Here is a 17,650-nt window from a genome sequence, read left to right as displayed (position 1 = left end):
TGGCTCACTTTGATAAAAGTGTTCATAAATCCATCAAAAAAGAAGTAAAATAAAAATAAAATGGTTATTTGAAAATTACATTTTTGGAAAGCTCTTGCGTGTCAAGAGCTGAATAGATAAAAAGGTCGAAAATTTACTTCGATTTTTCTTATTTTTTTCACTTGAAGAGCGCTTCTCACGACCCTAGTGTAAAAGCCTAGCCTTTGATGGCCTAAGACTTTTTAAAAACTAGTGAGTGAGCACGGAAAATTTATGGAAACTATTGAATGCCAAGCGGTTTGGGATATTTTATATCCTGTAATCAGCGCTCGAATCAGCAGTCCTGGCTTCAATAAATTCTTCCAAGAATCTTTCGCATCTATCGATGAATCAGGGACTTTCAAAATCAGCCTCAACAAAGGCTACAATGTCTTCATCGATCATATCCGCGATAACTACTTAAACCTCCTCCGCGAAAGCTTAAAAGAGTGCAAACAAGACTTACCAGATCAAATTACGGATATTTCCATTGACGCTCTTGGACTTGGCGAAGCACTTTACACTGTAGAGGGCCAAAAAGAAGAAAAAATTTCTCTAAAACCAATCATTGACAAAAGTAGACGTCGTAGCACCGAAGAAACTAAAGAACTAAAGTCTCCAAGCAACTTCCCAAGCTCTGATCGCTACTCATTTAAAAACTTTGTCGTTGGCGACTCTAACCGCTTAGCCTTTGCTACTTCAAAAGCCGTCTCAGAATCACCCGGCTTTAGTTTCAACCCCCTTTTCATCTATGGCAGTTCTGGACTAGGCAAGAGTCATTTGCTTCACGCAATTGCTCAAGAAACCATTAGCCACAACCCCTACCATAGAATAGAGTACCTAAGTGCTGAAGAATTCTCCAATATCTTTATTGACTCTATTCAACACAATGATCAGCGTAACTTCAGAAAAAGATTTCGTAATGTTGACATTCTATTGTTGGATGATGTTCAGTTTTTGAAAAACAAAACAAAAACTCAAGAAGAATTCTTTCATACTTTCAATGCACTTTATTCACTCAACAAGCAAATTGTCCTAACTTCGGATTGTCAACCTCATGAGTTAGATGGCTTAGAGAAACGCCTTGTATCTCGCTTTGAGCATGGACAAATTGTCGATGTCTTAAAGCCAGAATTTGAAACTCGCGTTGCTATACTCCGTCAAAAACGTAGCTCAATGAATGTGCATATCCCCAACGAAGTACTCGATTTTATTGCGTCAAATATTAAGTCGCACATTAGAAAACTCGAAGGTGCCCTCGTTCGCTTAGTTACTTATGCTTCTACAATGGGCTACGAAGTTAACGTATCTCTCGCTCGAGAAGTTCTTGGTGGTCAATTGGAAAACACCTCTGACCGCAATCTTGACATCACTGTAATCCTTCGCCAAGTGGCTGAGTACTTCGATGTTGGCATCAAAGATATCCTGGGTAAAAAGCGTACTCAATCAATTGTGACTCCTCGTCAAGTTGCTATGTATTTAAGCCGCAACCTCACCGAAGAATCCTTCCCGACAATTGCCGAGCAATTCCGCAGAACTCATGCCACCGTTTTGCACTCATGCAATGCCGTCAATGAGCAGATGGAACTCGACCAGAGCTTTAAAGATAAAGTCTTTTTTCTTAAAAAGCGCTTAGAAAACCTCTAAAGCGACAAAGCTTCATATACAATTTCACCCTAGCTACTTTTTCAGTAGCTTTTTTTTTTGCTTTTCACTTTATTTCTCTCTTGCAAAACAGCTATAACTCTCTAGAGTGAGCTCATTCAAAAAGGGGCATTAGCTCAGTTGGCTAGAGCGCGTCGCTGGCAGTGATGAGGTCAAGGGTTCGAGTCCCTTATGCTCCACTTGAAAGCCACTTCTTCGGAAGTGGCTTTTTTATTTATAAACAGCTTCATACAAGCCACTTATGAGATTCCTGACACATCTCATATCCTTACTTTTTATTAAATCGTTGCCATTTTACTACCACTTTTACTATGAAAGTACCCCAAGATCGTATAGATTGAGATAAATACAGTAAAATACGATAGGGGAGCAAGCACATGGCAATTCAAAAGAAAAAGATTAGCACTGGCACCGTTTACCAAATGGTAGATAACGGCACCTTTTATTTTCGTTATCAGCTCAAAGGCAAACGCAAGGCAGTCAGCCTAAAGACTAAAAACTTTAGAGAAGCAATCGAACGCGCCGAAGAAATGGTTCCCGTCATTAACGCCCCCACTCTTGATATTGTTGCAGCTCATGTCAAACATGCCAGCTTTGGAATCGAGAGTAAACAACTTAAACTATCTGAAGCCTGGGATACTTATGATCTCCATCCAGACAAAGCAACTCCAGCCACAGTATCCGAACAGCAGTCTTATCAACGAACCTGGGTCGAGTTCACTAAATTTATGAAAGGCGATCCAAAGCTTCAAGATATCACTACAGCAGATGCTATAAAATTTGCCGACAAGCTTCGCAAACAGAAACAGGCGGTCGACACCCACAATCGCAAGATAAGACGCATTAAACGCATTTTCGAAACTCTAAATAATTATTACCCTGGAGCGAATCCTTTCAAAAGCCCAGCACTACATCGTAAACGACGTGAAGAACAAGATAATCATGTTCGCCGTTTATGCTTCACCAGAGAGCAAGAACTGAACCTCCTAAAGGTTTTAGACGACAAGAAATATGAGGTTATTAATAAACCTGAAATCAAGGTACTTTATTATATCGGCATGTTTAGCGGTCAGCGTATGAAAGACTGCGCTCTTCTTCAGTGGGACACTGTTAATTTCGATCGTAGACGCATCAGCGTTAAACAATTCAAAACTGGCGTCAATGTATCAGTCCCTATATCAGAGAAGCTCTACACCGCTCTGCAAGAAGCCAAACAATGGAAAATTAACAACTACGTCTTACCCAACATCTCAGCTCGTTACCGACAAGAGGATGATAACGGTAAGAATACTGGTGCTACCCTCATCAATAACGACGTCATGCGCGTCATCAAATGGATCGGTCTTGAGCCCAATCAGAAAATCCCTGGTCGCAAACGCGCTGTATCTGTTTATGGTTTTCACTCTCTGCGTCACAGCTTTGCTTCTCACTGTGCGGAAGCCGGAGTCCCCAAAGCCGTCACCCAGAGCATACTTGGTGCGGCAAGTGATATTCTCGATCAATACTACGTCCACATTGGTGAGGATGCCCAATCACTGGCGATTGACGCGGTGACTAAGCATAAGGATCAAAAAAAATCCCCTCAGGAGAAAATTGACAAAGTTCTGGATTATATCTCAAAACTGGAAATCGATAGCAAAGAAATAAGAGCTATTAAAAAAATGCTATTGTGAGTATGGACAAATATAAACGACTAATACAACAAAACCCTTTCTATGGCGAAGACTATTATTAGGTTACACGATTAGCGGACCCTAAACTTAAATTTACATCTTAATACATAGCAACACGAAACTGAGTTCATATATCTACCAATTTAAAAACATATTATAAGACAGACCTCGAACCAACTCTCCCTCATAATAAGCAATAACTTCAAAGTACTTTCATCAGTAAAACCGACAATACAATACCGTTGGCTATGAACTTAATGAAGCATTAGGTCTAACTACTTCACCACACTAAAAAATAACAATAAATACTATTTTAAAAAGAACCAAAGGACAAGTTATGGATCTTAAAAACAGCTGCGCCATTATCAAGGCAGATCTTATCGTGATCACTACAGTTTTATCTGTTTCATTCTTTTATGGTTTGCTAATAAAATCATTAGCTCACAGCTTTAAAGTTTTGGGTGTATAAGGGAATACTTCCTAGGTATCGTCATTGTTTGATACAGCACTTAAACTCCATTGCTGGCACGTCTTAAAATAGAGCTTTGACAAAAAAAAGAGCCCAACAACTAATTAACGAAAGACTCTTTTATTATTCTTTCTTTGAAAAATCAGCGCATGTAAGCCACGGTAATCGCTTTGTCAATTTTATGCTTCTTGATTTCAAAATCGGGATCGTAAGTTGCTAGGTTATGGGCGGCTATACCTATGGCTGAAGCTGCTCCCACAACCCCTAATACACCAGTGAATACCGAACCGCCCGCCGCAGCAATTCGGCCAGCGGTATAAATACGGCACTTAAAGTTTTGTGATTCGATTTCACGCTCGATCGAACGAACACTATCTGACATGGCCCCTCCAACGTCAAGGACTCGAAACCCCTGTTTGTTTTTGATGAGATCCTTAATCTCTGATTCAAGACTGCTGATGGATGTATATTTTATATCTTTCATTTTGCGTCCTTTTGGTGTTTGGTTTTAACGCCACAACCCTCCAAAACGAAAAGAGGGATATGACAAAGCCCGCTCGCGTATCGCCAGATACGTTAAGAACAAAATCATACCCCTCAAAGGATACAACACAGTAAACCACCCCCCTCTCAAAAATTGAAAGGGGGACGACTTACCGTTGTTCTTGCTTCTTAGTAAAACTGGCGATTTTGAGCGGAGCAAGAATTTTAAAATTATGTTCTTTAAAATATGTGTTTGATCTTAACTGTCAACGCCTAGCTAGAGCTTAAGTTCAGCATCACAGCCTATGCATTTGTATTTCATAACAACTTCTTCGTCGATATGTTTACCCACACGATTGCCGACTGCAGCTCCCGCAGCACAACCAGCTACTGCACCTGCTATCCCACCAACAGGACCAGCAACTACTGAAGCACCTGCGGTCACTATAGTTTTAGTAGCGATATTTCTTGCCATAAACCCGGCTAGACCAAAGATGGCCCCACCACAGACTGTGCCACTCACTTGATAAAGATTTGACTGCAACATGTCTTTACCACATTTCGGGCATTTGATTTTTGTACTCATGATATTTTCCTTTTTTTTGAGTTAGGTATTTACAATCCCTATTCCACACACCAGCCACCAACGACATAGCAAGTCGTTATGGTTTGAGTTTGCTTTAATGATTTTGAGTTAAGTTGACGAAGCTTGTCTCGCTTGCGCTTTATACGCTCAGCTTGCGTTTTGCTGTAGAAAGTTTCTCGCTTACCACACACGGGACAATCAGCACAGGTGATATAGAGTCTGCTTACCGAGGAACCACATTTCTTGCAACCTATAGTTTTTGACTTGGTCGAACGAATACTAAGAAGTGTATCAGCTTCAAGTGTTGTTAACTCAGCTGTGACTTTATTTCTTTGATCTCTTAGAAGCTGGGAGGCTTTATCGTAAACGACTCCAGTTCCTTTAAAGGGCACGGCCATGGCTCGATCCCATTTTCTATGATTATCTTCTAAGTGCTCACGAGCTTGATCTTCGTTTTCAAAAGCTTTATGTTCTACGAAATCGATACCACTTGGCATAATGCCTATATGGCCAGCATAGGTGTCATTCCCATGGGTTTCACATTCCTCTTCTTGTAATTCTTTATGATGAGAAGGCAGTTCTGTTTTACCTCCCCGGTAAGTATAATAATTAAAGTTTGCACCCATCTTATTTTCCTTTTTTTAATATTATTTGAGTTGTTATTGTTGAGATCTTGAATATGATTATGTTCCTCGGGGTCATCAGCTATCTTCCCTCCATACCTCCCCTCCTAGCTGGTTGATGGCTCCGTCTTTTATATCTGGAGTAACTTCCCCTGAAGCAAGTTGAACATCGCAGGAACGAGCTCATTTAAATCATTTATGACTTCATACTCATCTGGCAGATATTGCTTCAAAGCACCGTGTTGAATTCCGAGGCCATAAAACTCAAAACCAAGTTGCTTACCTTGCTTAATAGAAGCCACCACACTTGTAGCTAAGTCAGGTTCCCCATCACTCAAGATGAGGATAAGCTTACGACTCTCCAAGCGCATACAGTCCTGTTGCAGCACATACCACAGAGATTCACCTAGAGGCGTTCCTCCAGAGGCAGTTAGTTCAAACATGGTATGCATACCTTGATTTGGTTTTAGCAAGGGAAACACCCCTGGTAAATTTCCATTGCTCTTTGCAGGAAAAGCTGTAACTGACTTCTTTACTCCATCGATACGGGAAAGAGCTTTCGCCACAGTATAACAAGCTTGGGAAGCCAGCTTTATACGTTTCCCTTGCATCGACCCGGAACAATCCAAAAGGATATGAACATGGGTATTGAGCCCTTGATTCTCTTCATGACGAAGAAACACTTTACTTGAGTACCAAACCTTATTCAGTCTGTGAGGATCAAGCTTACCGCTACGTCCTGGCATACTGCGCTTGAGTTTACGACTCTGCAATAGACCTTGCAGCCTTGAGCTCAATGCGTTTGAAGCCTGTTGAATTTCACTTAAGGAAGACGGAGACAAATGATTTGCTTGACTCATAGATTCAGTAGCAACAATCATTGCAGTCTTTTTACTACTTATATCCTTGAGTTGTTTGGCAACATCCTCACCCATATCACTTGGAAGCATACTCTCTCCATAGCTCAGCAACTCCTCTAATATATTTTCGGGGATACCATTCGGCTCTGATTCACCATCGGTATCAGCCTCACTTGATATAGTTGTAGCTTGACCATTGGATTCTTTCTTTGATGGCTCTTGGCATTTAGCATGATTCTCGATCACTTTCACGATTTCTTCAGTATAAGCCAGGCAGTCAGCTGAGCTTAAACAATGCGTTTTAGCATCATTAAGGACAGTATTAATATCCCATAATAAGTTCAAATATTGCTTAGCTAGACTATCTCCCACCAATGCTTTGTTTGACTCAACTGCAGCCACATCCCAGGCTCGAACCGAGAGCAATATGTAATTAACTATTTGAATGCCGGGATCTGGATCGATCTTATACTTCTTCTTAGCGAAAGTATGATGAATAAGCCAGTTGAAGTTTTGGCGGCAACCGGGGTAACGCTTAGCAAGCTCATTTTCAACTCGCCAGTCCTCCAATATATTCCAAATATGTTTCTTCAATGGAGTGATGTTCTTCTGCTTAAGAACCTCAAAATCCGTATGGCGAATATGAGCAGACTCGTGATCGAGGTACGACCTCACTAAGTTCAGCTGAATATCAGTCGCCTCAGCAGGTAAGGATGGTAAATGAATAGTCTCACCATCCGTATAAGCAGAGCTTCCACCGACTTCCACTTTGACTCCATACTTTTGACCTAAAACGCCCGCAATCAAAGGAAGCGAGCGCATTATATTTTGCATGTTCATATCGATCTCCTACCAGAGCCCAAGACTGACGAGCTTCGGCTTGTCGGTCACTGGTTCTTTTGTTTTTGGTTTAGTTTTACGGGAAGGTGCTGAGCTCATTAGGCTATCAAGAACATTTTCTTGATCTCGACCATCCATCATTTCCTTTGCGTAATTCAGCAAAGCTTCAGTGTCCGACAACAGGCTCACGAGTCCCTTTAATCTCAATAATGAGTTACCAGTAATAGCTCCACGCTTAGGCAAGCTGGTAACAGCCGTTGCAATAAGCAATGCGACTGGCGCAACCTTTGGTTCGATAAAGCTGAGGTCTGTAAGTTTGCTATGAAGCTGCTTCAGAGGACTCAATGCTTTACGGGTAATCTCAGTTTTACCAAGATATGATCTTTTCCAGGTATCTTGAGCTTGCTTAGCCACTTCATCAAATAATGTGTTACCGAGCTTAGCTACTTCACCTGAAAGACCTTTATTGACTTTGGAGTCTTTGATTTCTGGAGGGTTCACAACTTTGAAGACCTGCCAGTTAAAATCGATCCGCTTAGCCACGTAGTCAGCAGACACAGTTGAGCTCGCGATAATGCTTTCCCAACCAGGGTTCCCTTTGATCCATTCAGCAACAGTTTTATCGTAACGACTGATAAAATCATTCTTAGCTTTAATGAATTCTTTAGCGATTATTTCTAACTGATGGATCATGTCAGGTGCTTTCCCTTCAGGGATTGCCCAGCCACCGAGGAAGCGTACTCCACTCTTGGATAGCAAGCTCACTGCACGGCTCTTGAGAGTGCCAAAGATCTTGAGTTCCTTGGGGTCACAGATCTTTTTACTTCCAAGTGAGGCTAAGCCTTCCGGGGGGAGCTCAGCATGAGTAAAGTCATCAGGGCTGAGTTTGCGTCTAGCACTCCAGATATGTACATCGAGATTCACTGCTAATAGGCATTCTAATACTTTAGGTTTAGTTTTGAGATTCATAATATTTACCTTCATTTTAAGTGTTGAGGGGGGATTCATCTTAAGCAAGAAAAATGGCCTCTCCTGTAAAGGAAGAGACCGCTGTGCGTGATGAATTTGACTAGGGTTATTTGTTTTAGTTCTTTTCAGTCGGAAAGATCCTTTGCACGAGTTCATGTAAGGTCGCTCGACTTGAGCTATTAGCACGAAACCCTAAGGCACGATCTAATGCATAATGAACGGGCTTAATATTTTGAGCAGCTAATGGTTGAAATCGAAGTGTGAGGTCAGCCCAGCGCAATAAAGTCCGAGTTGAAAATGTCACCTCGATTCTATTGAGCTGAGAACCTTCATTTGATCCCATAAAGAGCTTCCTTACTTCAGTCGCATACTCAACCATTTTAGTTCTAATGGTTTCAGGTAATGCAGGGTAACTTTTCTCTAGAAGATGAACTTCAGTTTTCTCCTCTGGATAATCGACTTCACACAAAATGAAACGATCCATAAACGCTAGATTTTGTCTTAGCGTTCCCTGATACAATCCACTCTCATCACTACCGCCATTGGTATTGGCTGTAGCAGCAAAACGAAAGTTAGGATGCGGAGTAATAATTTCTCCGTTCTTTTCAGGAATACAGAGCGGCGCTCCATCGAGAATGGTGTTCAAACCAGCAGCCGTACTGGGATCAAGCAGATCTATTTCATTAAGTAGAAAAAGACCTCCGTATTTCATCGCAAGTGCTAATGGCCCATACTTGAATTCCATACTACCATTTTCAACTGACAAATGACCAACGAGATCTGGAGTTTCGAGACGTGAGTGACCCGTGATTTCAAATACCGGATAGTTGAGCTTTGAAGCCACTTGTTTAATGAGGCTGGTTTTACCAGAGCCACAAGGACCAAATAAATACATTGGATCTGATGTACTCATGAACCAAACGATCACATCACGACTACTCTCATGAAAGACGTAGTAAGGATCTTCTTTAGGTGTAAATGAGTTTGCTTTATCGTAGCCAGTAATTGTTTTGTTTGATTTTGTACCTGAGAATATCAAGCCAGCATCGAGCTGAGTTGATTTGAGGCTTTCTAATTCTTTTATCATAATTGAGTTTCCTTTATTTATGCGATGGTTTTAGTGTCCGCCCGCTTGGCAGAGCCGTCGGGGAACACCAGGTATTTGTGCTTGTTAACCTCCCAAAACTTGTTGAGTTCTTCATACCAATCATCGATGGCTTGGTAATAGTCGGGATAGTACGCCGAGCCTTTGGCTTTCATGTGAGATTCAAAGTCACGAGCCATGTGAGCGTAAATATCGAGTTCTTCACTCCAGCCACCTTGACCACATGGAATACGAGCTTCAGCTAACGCTCCCATTTGAGCAAAAGCACAAGCGGTTTGTACATCGACCTTCATGCTGATTGTTTCCGCTGCTGAAGCATATCGATAAATGCTGAACCTTGTTTCTTATCGAGTTCGTGATAACTCGCCTTACCGAAATGACGAAGCGCTTCATCACAGAGTTGATGTTGATCAATTTTAAGTTGAGAAGCAAGGGAACAGATCAAGCTTATTTGCTTCTGTGAAATGGCTCCAGAACCGGGCCCTAGAGGATTGCCCACACTTGTCGTTTGAGCTGGAATCTGAGCTTGGCTTTGCGTAGCCATAGGCACGTTTGGAGCACTAAGTTGCGGACGTTGCTTATAGCTAGTAATTTCAGCTTCTACAGTTTTCTCCAAAAGCTGATAGCTACGATGAATCTCAGCTTGGATATCTGAGCCTGATAATCCGTCACTGAGCTCTCGTTCCATTGCTGTATGAAAGCAGAGTGACGAATACTGTTCTTCACCTGGGATCTTTTTGTTAAATGATACGCTGATCTTAATCATGGAATTTCTCCTTGTTTTGGTTTAAAAAGTAAAAAGCCCCTCACGCTTTATTGGCGTGAGAGGCTGAATTTAAAAAGCTAAATGCTTTGTACATGTAGGTGATATATATCTGATTTCATACGACCGTCATGAAATGAACAACATTAGATTGCGGGAGTGTCTTGCACCTGATATAACATATGTTATGTTTCTTGGAAAGTGTTAACAGAAACAGTGCATTGTACTAAGGTGCCGTATTATAGAGGTGTAAATGAGTTCAAAGTCCAGTGAATTCTCCAAGATTGTAAAGGAAGTAAGGAGGCAGCTTAACTTAAGCCAAGAAGATCTTGCTCATCAATTAGGTGTTAGCTTTGCAACAATCAACCGCTGGGAGAACGGCAAAACTACTCCGTCAAAATTAGCGCGTAATCAATTTGATAATCTGTGTAAAAAAATGCGGTCCCAAGGGCGGCTAAATTTTTCTGGAGGTCAATAATGGCTAGAGGAGATTTATTAGTCAGCCTCATTAAACTTGGCCTAAGCGGTGATAAAACACGACTTAAAAAAGTGGCCGAAACCATTATTGCTGAAGAAAGAGCTAAGCGGCATACTGTATTGGCCAATAAAATTGATGAAGTTTTAAAAAACACACGAGCTGAAATCCCACCAACACAAAGTGCTATCACCAGTACATCAACTCATCGAATAGATAATTTATTACAAGAAATCATCCCAGAAAAACGCCTCGATGATTTAATACTCAGTAATGATTTAAAGCAAATATGCAGAGAAGTCGTTCAAGAGCATCATCGAGCTGACTTGCTAAGATCATATAGTCTTGAACCTAGGAATAGGTTGTTACTTACGGGGCCTCCGGGGAATGGGAAGACCTCCTTAGCGGAAGCTATTGCAGAATCCTTAATGGTACCTCTTTTTGTTGTACGTTATGAAGGCGTAGTCGGGACTTATCTAGGAGAAACTGCTAATAGACTCAAAAAATTAATCGATCATGCATGCACAAGACGATGTGTCTTATTTTTTGATGAATTTGAAACCCTAGGCAAAGAACGGGGTGACACACATGAAACGGGAGAAATCAAACGTGTCGTAAGCTCACTTTTAATGCAAATAGATTCACTTCCTAGTCATGTGGTGGTCATCGGTGCAACGAATCATCCTGAACTACTTGATAGAGCAGTTTGGCGAAGATTTCAAGTTAGACTGGATCTTCCCCAACCTACTCATCAGAGAATAGCTGAATGGATAGAGAGGTTTCAGCAGAGGACTGATCTCAGGCTGGAGTATGCACCATCCACTCTCGCTAAAAAATTACATGGTTTAAATTTTGCTGAAATTGAGGAGTTCGGAACAACGGTTTTACGAAATCATGTGCTTGATCAGCCATCTTCAAACATCAAAGAAATTATCAATAGAACATTTAAAACCTGGGCGGCACGTTCAGTGAAAGCAAACTAACATTTAGGAAGGGAGGAAGAGAAAATGGCAGAGCGCCCACTACTACTGTTTCCTAGACCGGAAACAGCAGATCGTACAAAACGAAAAATATCCATGAGGGGACCTCATCGCCCTTCTTTAGGCCGTCAAAGTCAAAGGCTAACTCCTATACTTCAACAACTACAAGCTTCATTTGACGCGAGAAGTGTCGAAATTCAACAAACCGCTTCAGGAATTGATCCAGAACAGGTTCTTGTTATTGAAACAGTTGGGAATATCACCGACTTTTCTAATGCCGTTAGAAAGGTTTCAGGGCTGGAATGGATGGGGGAAATAGAACTCGAAGATATTATACCTGACGAAGATTTTTATAAAACGGAAAAGCCCAGCGCCTCATTAAGTGGTCGCCTTTATCTTGTAATGACAAACAGTGTGGCTTTATCACAGATGTTGTCATTGTGGCAGCAATACCAGGCAAATCCTGACATGACCTTTGAGCGTGGGCTCACTAAATTTCGTGATGTCTTTCTACATCTTAAAGACATCCGTCGTTGGGATATAACGGATCGTTTAGCTGAAAAAGAAGTTTTTGAAGCTTGGAGCGAAGATTTAGAATATACACCAGAGCGCGCAGTCCGTTTCGAAGCAGAACTCTGGTTTAGGAAGGATGAGCAAAAACGCCAAGAAAGCGAGTCTACCCTCTCCCAATTAATTAACCGTTTGGGGGGCAGTATTCTTTCTCAAAGCACAATCGCCTCCATTGGCTATCATTCTATTCTGGGTGAAATTCCGGCGATTGAAGCCAAGAAAATCATGGCCCATCCAGATGTTGATCTTTTAAAGTGTGAAAGTGTAATGTTTTTTCGACCTACAGGTCAAATTACCACGGATAAAAAAAGTGTTGAAGAAGATGTCGTCCAAGATTTTACAAATGGAAATCACACCTTACCTGTAGGCAACCCGCTCATAGCTATTCTTGATGGCCTGCCATTAGGAAATCATACTCTCCTTCAAGATAGAGTGATTATAGATGACCCCGAAAACTGGGAGTCACTATATCAGGCAATAGATCGACAACATGGAACCGCGATGGCTTCATTAATCGTACATGGCGACCTCTCAGAAAATTCTCATCCTCTCAACAGACCTATATACGTTCGCCCAATCATGCAACCGGTCTATTCTGGTAGTCGTATGGAGCATATCCCAGACGACATCCTTTTTGTGGATTACATTCATCGAGCGGTAAAAAGAATAATGGAAGGTGAAGGAGGTGAGGGTGCCTTATATCCCACTATTAGGATTGTCAACTTATCGATAGGCGACACAAGTAGACATTTTGCCCAATCAATAAGTCCATTAGCAAGACTACTTGATTGGCTTAGCCTAAAATACAATATTTTATTTGTAATTAGTTCCGGGAACCATACGGACCCGATAGATACGGGACTTACAGAAAATGAAATAAGAAACTTATCTCCCGAAGAGCTGGAATCTTTAGTGGTAAAAACACTCTATGAAGATACTCGGCACCGTAAGATACTTTCACCTTCCGAAAGTATTAACGCCCTTACCGTGGGCTCATCACATCATGATCAATGTGAAACTTATCATCTAGGTTATTCATTAAATGTATTTACTTCTGATTTACCTAGTCCGGTCTCTGCATTTGGAAGTGGTTACCGAAGATCTATCAAACCAGATTTAGTTTATCCAGGCGGAAAAGTACTCTACTCAGCACCAATGGGCACAGGGAATACTCAAATTTCACTCGAAGGTAGAGGTGGTGGTCCAGGTAATAAAGTGGCGACACCAAGCAGTATTCTTGGTGAACTTTCTAAAACCAAATTTTGCAGTGGATCCAGTAACTCTGCCGCTCTTATCAGTAGGCTTGCAGCTATTTGCTATGATTCTGCGGCGAATCTTTTTGAAGAAAACTCTCCAGATGTTGACTTTGAAAAGCTCTCAGTCCCGCTATTGAAAGCGATGCTGGTACATGGATGCTCATGGGGTGGACATGGCGAGAGCCTTAAATATATTCTTCAGGAAGCTGGTGATGCTTCTGTTATTAAAAAATTAGTCGCAAGGTGGATGGGATACGGTCTCCCAGAAATATCTAAAGTCCTAGATTGTACGCCTCAACGGGCTACCTTAATAGGGAGTGGCTCACTCTCCGATGGAGATGCACATGTTTTTAAACTCCCGTTACCGCCCTCATTAGGAGCAAAGGTAGAATGGAGAAAATGCACTGTCACATTGAGCTCAATTTGTCCAGTTGCACCTTCTACTCAACGATATCGAAGTGCTCAACTTTGGTTTGAGGTTGGAGAAGAGCTTGCTACACAAAGACAAGAAGCTGACTGGAGAGCAGTTAGAAACGGTACTATTCAACATGAAATTTTTGAAGGTCAAAGGGCAATTGCTATTTCTGATGGTGATACACTTGAAATAAAAGTTAATTGTCGTAAAGATGCCGCAAAATTCACGGAAGCTGTTATTTACGCATTAATAGTATCTCTCGAAGTTGCAGAAGGTGTAGAACTTCCAATTTACGAAGAAATTCGTACCCGTGTTGCAATTACTCCTCAAGTTCAAGTTCGCCCTAGCAATTAACTATAGTGCTTAATTTTGACGTATTGAGTACGTCTCATGCTTCATGATTAGTATTTCCTGTTGTAGTTTAAACGGCCTTAGTTTCCTAAGGCCGTTTAAACCTTAGTGTTTACAAGAACTGTGGTTGTGCTTATTTTGGCCTGTGTTATTTACAGTTCCGCATGAAGCTAAGAGCAGGACAAGTAGCAATGTTAAAAGTATTTTTTTCATGATTTAAATCTCGTATTTAAATTAAAAGTGATAGACTAAACTAAGAATAGTGGAGTCCTCTAATTCGTTGGAAGTTTGCAAAGGTATTTCATAGGCAGCTCTAGCTTCCCAAGAGCTTGTCAGTAGGTAACTCACACCAAAAAGCAGCTCAGAGCTGTGCTCTTTACCACTTCATGAGTTCCTTCCGGAATACTCGAGCATAAAGTTAGTCATTCCTTGTGGGAAATGTACACCTTGGTGATTATGAGCATTTCCTGTATGGTCATGCGTAACTGCGCTGTTTAAAGAGTAGGTTAATGCTGTCCCATAGGTGATTGTTTTTTCTTCTGTTTCTAAGCCCTGTTCCATGCCTAATTGAGCATTCCAAGTGACTTTCTTCCCAAAGGATTGCCAATAAGAAAAAGATGTGTTGACAACCAATTCGTCTTCGCTTAAACCTTTGCTCTTACTTCCGGTCGGGAATTCCATACCCACGTTAAGTGACAACATTGAATCCGAATCTCTCAGTAATAAGAAGCGTGTAGCCAAACCTAAATCACCAAAGCCACGAACTCGATCTTCTCCTTGTTCTTCAAGAATCCTATAAGGCCCTTCAAGAACAAGACCAATACGGCTTGTAAGAGCCCATTCTAACTCAAACTCATATTCAATTTCCTTCTCTTCTTGTCCATTATTTATTTTATAATCTAAAAAAAGGTCTCTATCTAAGAAAGCTGGCTCTAGATGAAATAAATGTACAAAAGGGGCTTGGCTTTTACTGTAATGATTATGTTCCCAATCATCGAACCAACCTTCAGTGAAATTTTCAAGGGATAAATCTTTGTAGCTATCATTCCCGCCTGCATAAATAGGAACCATTCCTAATAGCACAAATACAATGAGAATGTTTTTTATATTGTTTTTCATATTGTTTTTATGTTGAATCTAAATAGCCCCAGATAAGTGAGGCCGTTTAGGCTTTAGTGCTTATGCCCGCTATGATCGTGATCAGAATGATCTGAGTGTGATTTTTTTGCAGAACCATTGTCGGCCTCAGGCTGTGCTATAGCACCGATAGTGATACCTTGTTTTTTGAGCTTGAGCAGATAAGGAACCGGCTTAGCTTGCATTTTGCGCAGACATTTTTTACAACAGAGAGCCACAGGCCCTTCTGAACTTTTGTAAATGACGTCGCCAGTGGTGACAGGCTCATCTGACACCGGACAGGACGTCTGAATCTTCGCAGGCGTGATACCCTTGGCTTTCATATCGTTCAGGTATTTATCTGGTGCCTGAAGGAATTTTTTATCGCAACCGGGGCAGCAGTAATAAATACGTTGTCCCTGATAGTCGGTAAAAACTTCTTTATCGATTTCACCACCACGTATGGGGCAATTGGTTTGAGCTTGCATTGGCTTCTCTTCTTTTCCCGAACCTTCAGCTGCTGTGCAAGAAGTAACAAGTAGAGTTAAGAACAGTGTGAGTATTAGTTTTTTCATTTTAGTTTTCCTTTGTTTTTGTTAGATTTGTGATTTTAATTTAGTGATCGTGACCTGAGTGATCATCCTGACTGTGTGCTTTACAGGCATGTGGTGCAGTTGTTTCGTGTTTAATTGCACCAATCGTGACACCATTTCGTTTTAATTTCATTAGATATGGAATAGGATTTTTAGTGATTTTTTTGAGGCATTTTTTACAACAAACAGCCACTTCACCCTCAGTGCTTTTATAAAAATCATTACCTGTTGTGACTGCTTCATCACTTACAGGACACTGAGTTTGAATTTTAGCTGGAGCAATGCCTTTACCCTTCATATCCATCAAATATTTCTCTGGGGTTCCTAGGAATTTTGTTTCACAATCTAAACAACAAAAATAAATCCGATGTTGTTTATAATCTGTATAGGCCCACTCATCAACCTTGTCACCGCTTATGGGGCAGTGAGTTTGAGAAGCTCTTGGACTAGATTTTTTCACCTCTCTATCGTTAAAAGCGCATGAAGTGGCGATTAGTGTAATCAATAATGCGAAAATGAATTTTTTCATTTGAGATACCTTTTATTACCTTATCAATATGCTTAGGCTACAGATATAGCCTAAGCATAAATATTAGTGTTGGTGTCCTTCCTGGTCATGACCTGAATGAGTATCAGCACCAGTGGGTTGTTTAACGACTTCTAGGCTTGTTGCCACAAAGTCCGAGCCCTTGATTTCACCGCTAACTTTAGCGCTATGTTTGCCAGATTTGCACAGGCCTGATTTGTGCGTGTTATGGTCGATGCCCGTAACCTTAAGTTTTTTGTTATCGATATTGACCCAAGTTTCACACCCCTCTACGCCGTCAATGTCGTAGGTACACATACCACAACCTGCATCCACAATTTGTGTATTGACTGTTGTTTCGGCTTTGGGATGTTCAGCATGTTCTTTATCTTTATCGCAAGATACAAACAAAAATGCGCTCATGGCGAGAGAGCTAATTAGTAGAAGTTTTTTCATATTTTAATTCCTTTTGGTTTCATTAGTTTGGTTAGTTAATTCACATTCAATTGGTTTATGTGAATCATGATTTTGTTGATGAATAATTTGAGTAGATGGATCTCCAGTGTTTATTTTTTTAGGTCGTGACCACAGTGAGGACAGCTTGGTGGACTTTTTTTCGCAGCTTCGATGTAAGCGGCGGTCATGATCCCTGCAGGCAGCGCAATAAAGCCAAAGCCGATAATGGCGAAAATGCCGGCAACAATTTTACCGCCAATGGTTACGGGGTAGATGTCTCCATAACCCACAGTCGAGACAGTCGAGACCGCCCACCACAGTGAAGCCGGGATGGAGCTGAATTTGTCCGGCTGAACTTCGTGTTCAAAGCAGTAGAGTGCGCAAGAGGCTATAATCATCAGGTTGATGAGCAGTCCCAGGCAGGCGAAAAGATCATGAATTTTACTTCGCAGTGCAGCCAGCAGGTTATCAAGGGCCGTTGTCGAGGAGTTACTTCCTTTGACTGGCATGGCGCTCACCAGATGCAGTGTACGTAAAAATAGAAGGTCGAAGTGCATAAAAGATCCGAGCAGGAAGGAGCCGATTGCCAGCAGGTCAATGATAGAATAAGGTTTTTTCATCCATTGACGACGGGTTTGGCTTCCATCGGCATTACAGGAATACACCCTGAGCATATATTCGATGGTGAAGAATATACCGATTCCGGTGAGCAGCAGGGACTTGATCCACTGCATCTGCTCCCGAATTGCGGGAATGGAAAAGAGTATCAGCCCGGTGACGTAGATGAGAATCATCAGGGAGGAAAAGCGCCGGTAACCGGGGCTTTGCATCAGGAGGCTGAAAATCTTCTGTTTCATT

Annotated in this window: 19 protein-coding genes and 1 tRNA gene; 6 read left to right on the top strand and 14 right to left on the bottom strand. The window is 41.4% G+C overall.

What is annotated here, in order from left to right:
- Positions 1-252 precede the first annotated feature (252 nt).
- The 3 genes from dnaA to PQO01_RS05390 all read left to right on the top strand — a co-directional run bounded on the left by dnaA (position 253) and on the right by PQO01_RS05390 (position 3,356).
- Complete coding sequence (gene dnaA / locus PQO01_RS05400; protein ID WP_274313012.1) at positions 253-1,665, top strand: chromosomal replication initiator protein DnaA; 1,413 nt, start codon at positions 253-255, stop codon at positions 1,663-1,665.
- 123 nt (positions 1,666-1,788) lie between these two features.
- Positions 1,789-1,862: transfer RNA gene (locus PQO01_RS05395), tRNA-Ala, on the top strand.
- Positions 1,863-2,060: 198 nt separating this feature from the next.
- Positions 2,061-3,356, top strand: coding sequence for a tyrosine-type recombinase/integrase (locus PQO01_RS05390; protein ID WP_274313011.1), 1,296 nt, complete (start codon positions 2,061-2,063; stop codon positions 3,354-3,356).
- A gap of 611 nt (positions 3,357-3,967) precedes the next feature.
- Here the strand turns inward: PQO01_RS05390 and PQO01_RS05385 are convergent.
- The 8 genes from PQO01_RS05385 to PQO01_RS05350 form a co-directional block, all read right to left on the bottom strand.
- Positions 3,968-4,207 (bottom strand): hypothetical protein, encoded by a 240-nt coding sequence (locus PQO01_RS05385; protein ID WP_274313010.1) that lies wholly within the window; start codon positions 4,205-4,207, stop codon positions 3,968-3,970.
- Positions 4,208-4,585: 378 nt separating this feature from the next.
- On the bottom strand, positions 4,586-4,894 hold the full coding sequence (locus PQO01_RS05380) for a hypothetical protein (protein ID WP_274313009.1): 309 nt from the start codon (positions 4,892-4,894) through the stop codon (positions 4,586-4,588).
- Between the two features lie 38 nt (positions 4,895-4,932).
- Positions 4,933-5,520, bottom strand: a complete 588-nt coding sequence (locus PQO01_RS05375; protein WP_274313008.1) for a hypothetical protein — start codon at positions 5,518-5,520, stop codon at positions 4,933-4,935.
- 128 nt (positions 5,521-5,648) lie between these two features.
- Positions 5,649-7,217: a cobaltochelatase CobT-related protein gene (locus PQO01_RS05370; protein WP_274313007.1), complete on the bottom strand. Its 1,569-nt coding sequence runs from the start codon at positions 7,215-7,217 to the stop codon at positions 5,649-5,651.
- A gap of 9 nt (positions 7,218-7,226) precedes the next feature.
- Positions 7,227-8,186 (bottom strand): DUF3150 domain-containing protein, encoded by a 960-nt coding sequence (locus PQO01_RS05365; RefSeq protein WP_274313006.1) that lies wholly within the window; start codon positions 8,184-8,186, stop codon positions 7,227-7,229.
- 115 nt (positions 8,187-8,301) lie between these two features.
- Complete coding sequence (locus PQO01_RS05360; RefSeq protein ID WP_274313005.1) at positions 8,302-9,273, bottom strand: AAA family ATPase; 972 nt, start codon at positions 9,271-9,273, stop codon at positions 8,302-8,304.
- Between the two features lie 17 nt (positions 9,274-9,290).
- The gene (locus tag PQO01_RS05355; protein WP_274313004.1) at positions 9,291-9,584 is read right to left on the bottom strand and encodes a hypothetical protein; all 294 of its coding nucleotides are present in this window, start codon (positions 9,582-9,584) and stop codon (positions 9,291-9,293) included.
- Positions 9,581-10,057, bottom strand: coding sequence for a hypothetical protein (locus PQO01_RS05350; RefSeq protein WP_274313003.1), 477 nt, complete (start codon positions 10,055-10,057; stop codon positions 9,581-9,583). The genes PQO01_RS05355 and PQO01_RS05350 overlap by 4 nt, the downstream gene beginning before the upstream one ends.
- Positions 10,058-10,307: 250 nt before the next feature.
- On the opposite strand from PQO01_RS05350, the gene PQO01_RS21620 reads away from it, so the two are divergent.
- The 3 genes from PQO01_RS21620 (at position 10,308) to PQO01_RS05340 (ending at position 14,104) form a co-directional block, all read left to right on the top strand.
- A complete protein-coding gene (locus PQO01_RS21620; protein WP_420792902.1) occupies positions 10,308-10,532 on the top strand; it encodes a helix-turn-helix domain-containing protein in 225 nt (74 codons plus the stop codon).
- Entirely contained in the window at positions 10,532-11,512 is a 981-nt protein-coding gene (locus tag PQO01_RS05345; RefSeq protein ID WP_274313002.1) for an AAA family ATPase, read from the top strand. Before PQO01_RS21620 ends, PQO01_RS05345 begins: the two co-directional genes overlap by 1 nt.
- Before the next feature lie 93 nt (positions 11,513-11,605).
- Positions 11,606-14,104 (top strand): S8 family peptidase, encoded by a 2,499-nt coding sequence (locus tag PQO01_RS05340; RefSeq protein WP_274313001.1) that lies wholly within the window; start codon positions 11,606-11,608, stop codon positions 14,102-14,104.
- Positions 14,105-14,206: 102 nt separating this feature from the next.
- Here PQO01_RS05340 and PQO01_RS21615 read toward each other — a convergent pair whose 3' ends face one another.
- From PQO01_RS21615 to PQO01_RS05315, 6 genes are all read right to left on the bottom strand, one after another.
- Entirely contained in the window at positions 14,207-14,314 is a 108-nt protein-coding gene (locus PQO01_RS21615) for a lipoprotein (protein ID WP_420792901.1), read from the bottom strand.
- A gap of 171 nt (positions 14,315-14,485) precedes the next feature.
- On the bottom strand, positions 14,486-15,220 hold the full coding sequence (locus PQO01_RS05335) for a hypothetical protein (RefSeq protein ID WP_274313000.1): 735 nt from the start codon (positions 15,218-15,220) through the stop codon (positions 14,486-14,488).
- Between the two features lie 53 nt (positions 15,221-15,273).
- Positions 15,274-15,792 (bottom strand): YHS domain-containing protein, encoded by a 519-nt coding sequence (locus PQO01_RS05330; protein ID WP_274312999.1) that lies wholly within the window; start codon positions 15,790-15,792, stop codon positions 15,274-15,276.
- A 40-nt stretch (positions 15,793-15,832) separates the two neighbouring features.
- The gene (locus PQO01_RS05325) at positions 15,833-16,339 is read right to left on the bottom strand and encodes a hypothetical protein (RefSeq protein WP_274312998.1); all 507 of its coding nucleotides are present in this window, start codon (positions 16,337-16,339) and stop codon (positions 15,833-15,835) included.
- Positions 16,340-16,402: 63 nt separating this feature from the next.
- Positions 16,403-16,792: a DUF6370 family protein gene (locus tag PQO01_RS05320; protein ID WP_274312997.1), complete on the bottom strand. Its 390-nt coding sequence runs from the start codon at positions 16,790-16,792 to the stop codon at positions 16,403-16,405.
- Positions 16,793-16,902: 110 nt separating this feature from the next.
- Positions 16,903-17,649, bottom strand: coding sequence for an ion transporter (locus tag PQO01_RS05315; RefSeq protein WP_274312996.1), 747 nt, complete (start codon positions 17,647-17,649; stop codon positions 16,903-16,905).
- Position 17,650 lies beyond the last annotated feature (1 nt).

The sequence above is a fragment of the Lentisphaera marina genome (genome assembly GCF_028745505.1).
Lineage (GTDB): Bacteria > Verrucomicrobiota > Lentisphaeria > Lentisphaerales > Lentisphaeraceae > Lentisphaera > Lentisphaera marina.
Note: the sequence above shows the minus strand (reverse complement) of the source record. Positions and strands in the feature narration are given on the sequence as shown.

What these genes read in the sequence shown, in the direction of transcription:
- dnaA (WP_274313012.1), top strand. Translation starts at nt 253, where the DNA reads ATGGAAACTATTGAATGCCAAGCGGTTTGGGATATTTTATATCCTGTA.
- PQO01_RS05390 (WP_274313011.1), top strand. Translation starts at nt 2,061, where the DNA reads ATGGCAATTCAAAAGAAAAAGATTAGCACTGGCACCGTTTACCAAATG.
- PQO01_RS05385 (WP_274313010.1), bottom strand. Translation starts at nt 4,207, where the DNA reads ATGTCAGATAGTGTTCGTTCGATCGAGCGTGAAATCGAATCACAAAAC.
- PQO01_RS05380 (WP_274313009.1), bottom strand. Translation starts at nt 4,894, where the DNA reads ATGAGTACAAAAATCAAATGCCCGAAATGTGGTAAAGACATGTTGCAG.
- PQO01_RS05375 (WP_274313008.1), bottom strand. Translation starts at nt 5,520, where the DNA reads ATGGGTGCAAACTTTAATTATTATACTTACCGGGGAGGTAAAACAGAA.
- PQO01_RS05370 (WP_274313007.1), bottom strand. Translation starts at nt 7,217, where the DNA reads ATGAACATGCAAAATATAATGCGCTCGCTTCCTTTGATTGCGGGCGTT.
- PQO01_RS05365 (WP_274313006.1), bottom strand. Translation starts at nt 8,186, where the DNA reads ATGAATCTCAAAACTAAACCTAAAGTATTAGAATGCCTATTAGCAGTG.
- PQO01_RS05360 (WP_274313005.1), bottom strand. Translation starts at nt 9,273, where the DNA reads ATGATAAAAGAATTAGAAAGCCTCAAATCAACTCAGCTCGATGCTGGC.
- PQO01_RS05355 (WP_274313004.1), bottom strand. Translation starts at nt 9,584, where the DNA reads ATGAAGGTCGATGTACAAACCGCTTGTGCTTTTGCTCAAATGGGAGCG.
- PQO01_RS05350 (WP_274313003.1), bottom strand. Translation starts at nt 10,057, where the DNA reads ATGATTAAGATCAGCGTATCATTTAACAAAAAGATCCCAGGTGAAGAA.
- PQO01_RS21620 (WP_420792902.1), top strand. Translation starts at nt 10,308, where the DNA reads ATGAGTTCAAAGTCCAGTGAATTCTCCAAGATTGTAAAGGAAGTAAGG.
- PQO01_RS05345 (WP_274313002.1), top strand. Translation starts at nt 10,532, where the DNA reads ATGGCTAGAGGAGATTTATTAGTCAGCCTCATTAAACTTGGCCTAAGC.
- PQO01_RS05340 (WP_274313001.1), top strand. Translation starts at nt 11,606, where the DNA reads ATGAGGGGACCTCATCGCCCTTCTTTAGGCCGTCAAAGTCAAAGGCTA.
- PQO01_RS21615 (WP_420792901.1), bottom strand. Translation starts at nt 14,314, where the DNA reads ATGAAAAAAATACTTTTAACATTGCTACTTGTCCTGCTCTTAGCTTCA.
- PQO01_RS05335 (WP_274313000.1), bottom strand. Translation starts at nt 15,220, where the DNA reads ATGAAAAACAATATAAAAAACATTCTCATTGTATTTGTGCTATTAGGA.
- PQO01_RS05330 (WP_274312999.1), bottom strand. Translation starts at nt 15,792, where the DNA reads ATGAAAAAACTAATACTCACACTGTTCTTAACTCTACTTGTTACTTCT.
- PQO01_RS05325 (WP_274312998.1), bottom strand. Translation starts at nt 16,339, where the DNA reads ATGAAAAAATTCATTTTCGCATTATTGATTACACTAATCGCCACTTCA.
- PQO01_RS05320 (WP_274312997.1), bottom strand. Translation starts at nt 16,792, where the DNA reads ATGAAAAAACTTCTACTAATTAGCTCTCTCGCCATGAGCGCATTTTTG.
- PQO01_RS05315 (WP_274312996.1), bottom strand. Translation starts at nt 17,649, where the DNA reads ATGAAACAGAAGATTTTCAGCCTCCTGATGCAAAGCCCCGGTTACCGG.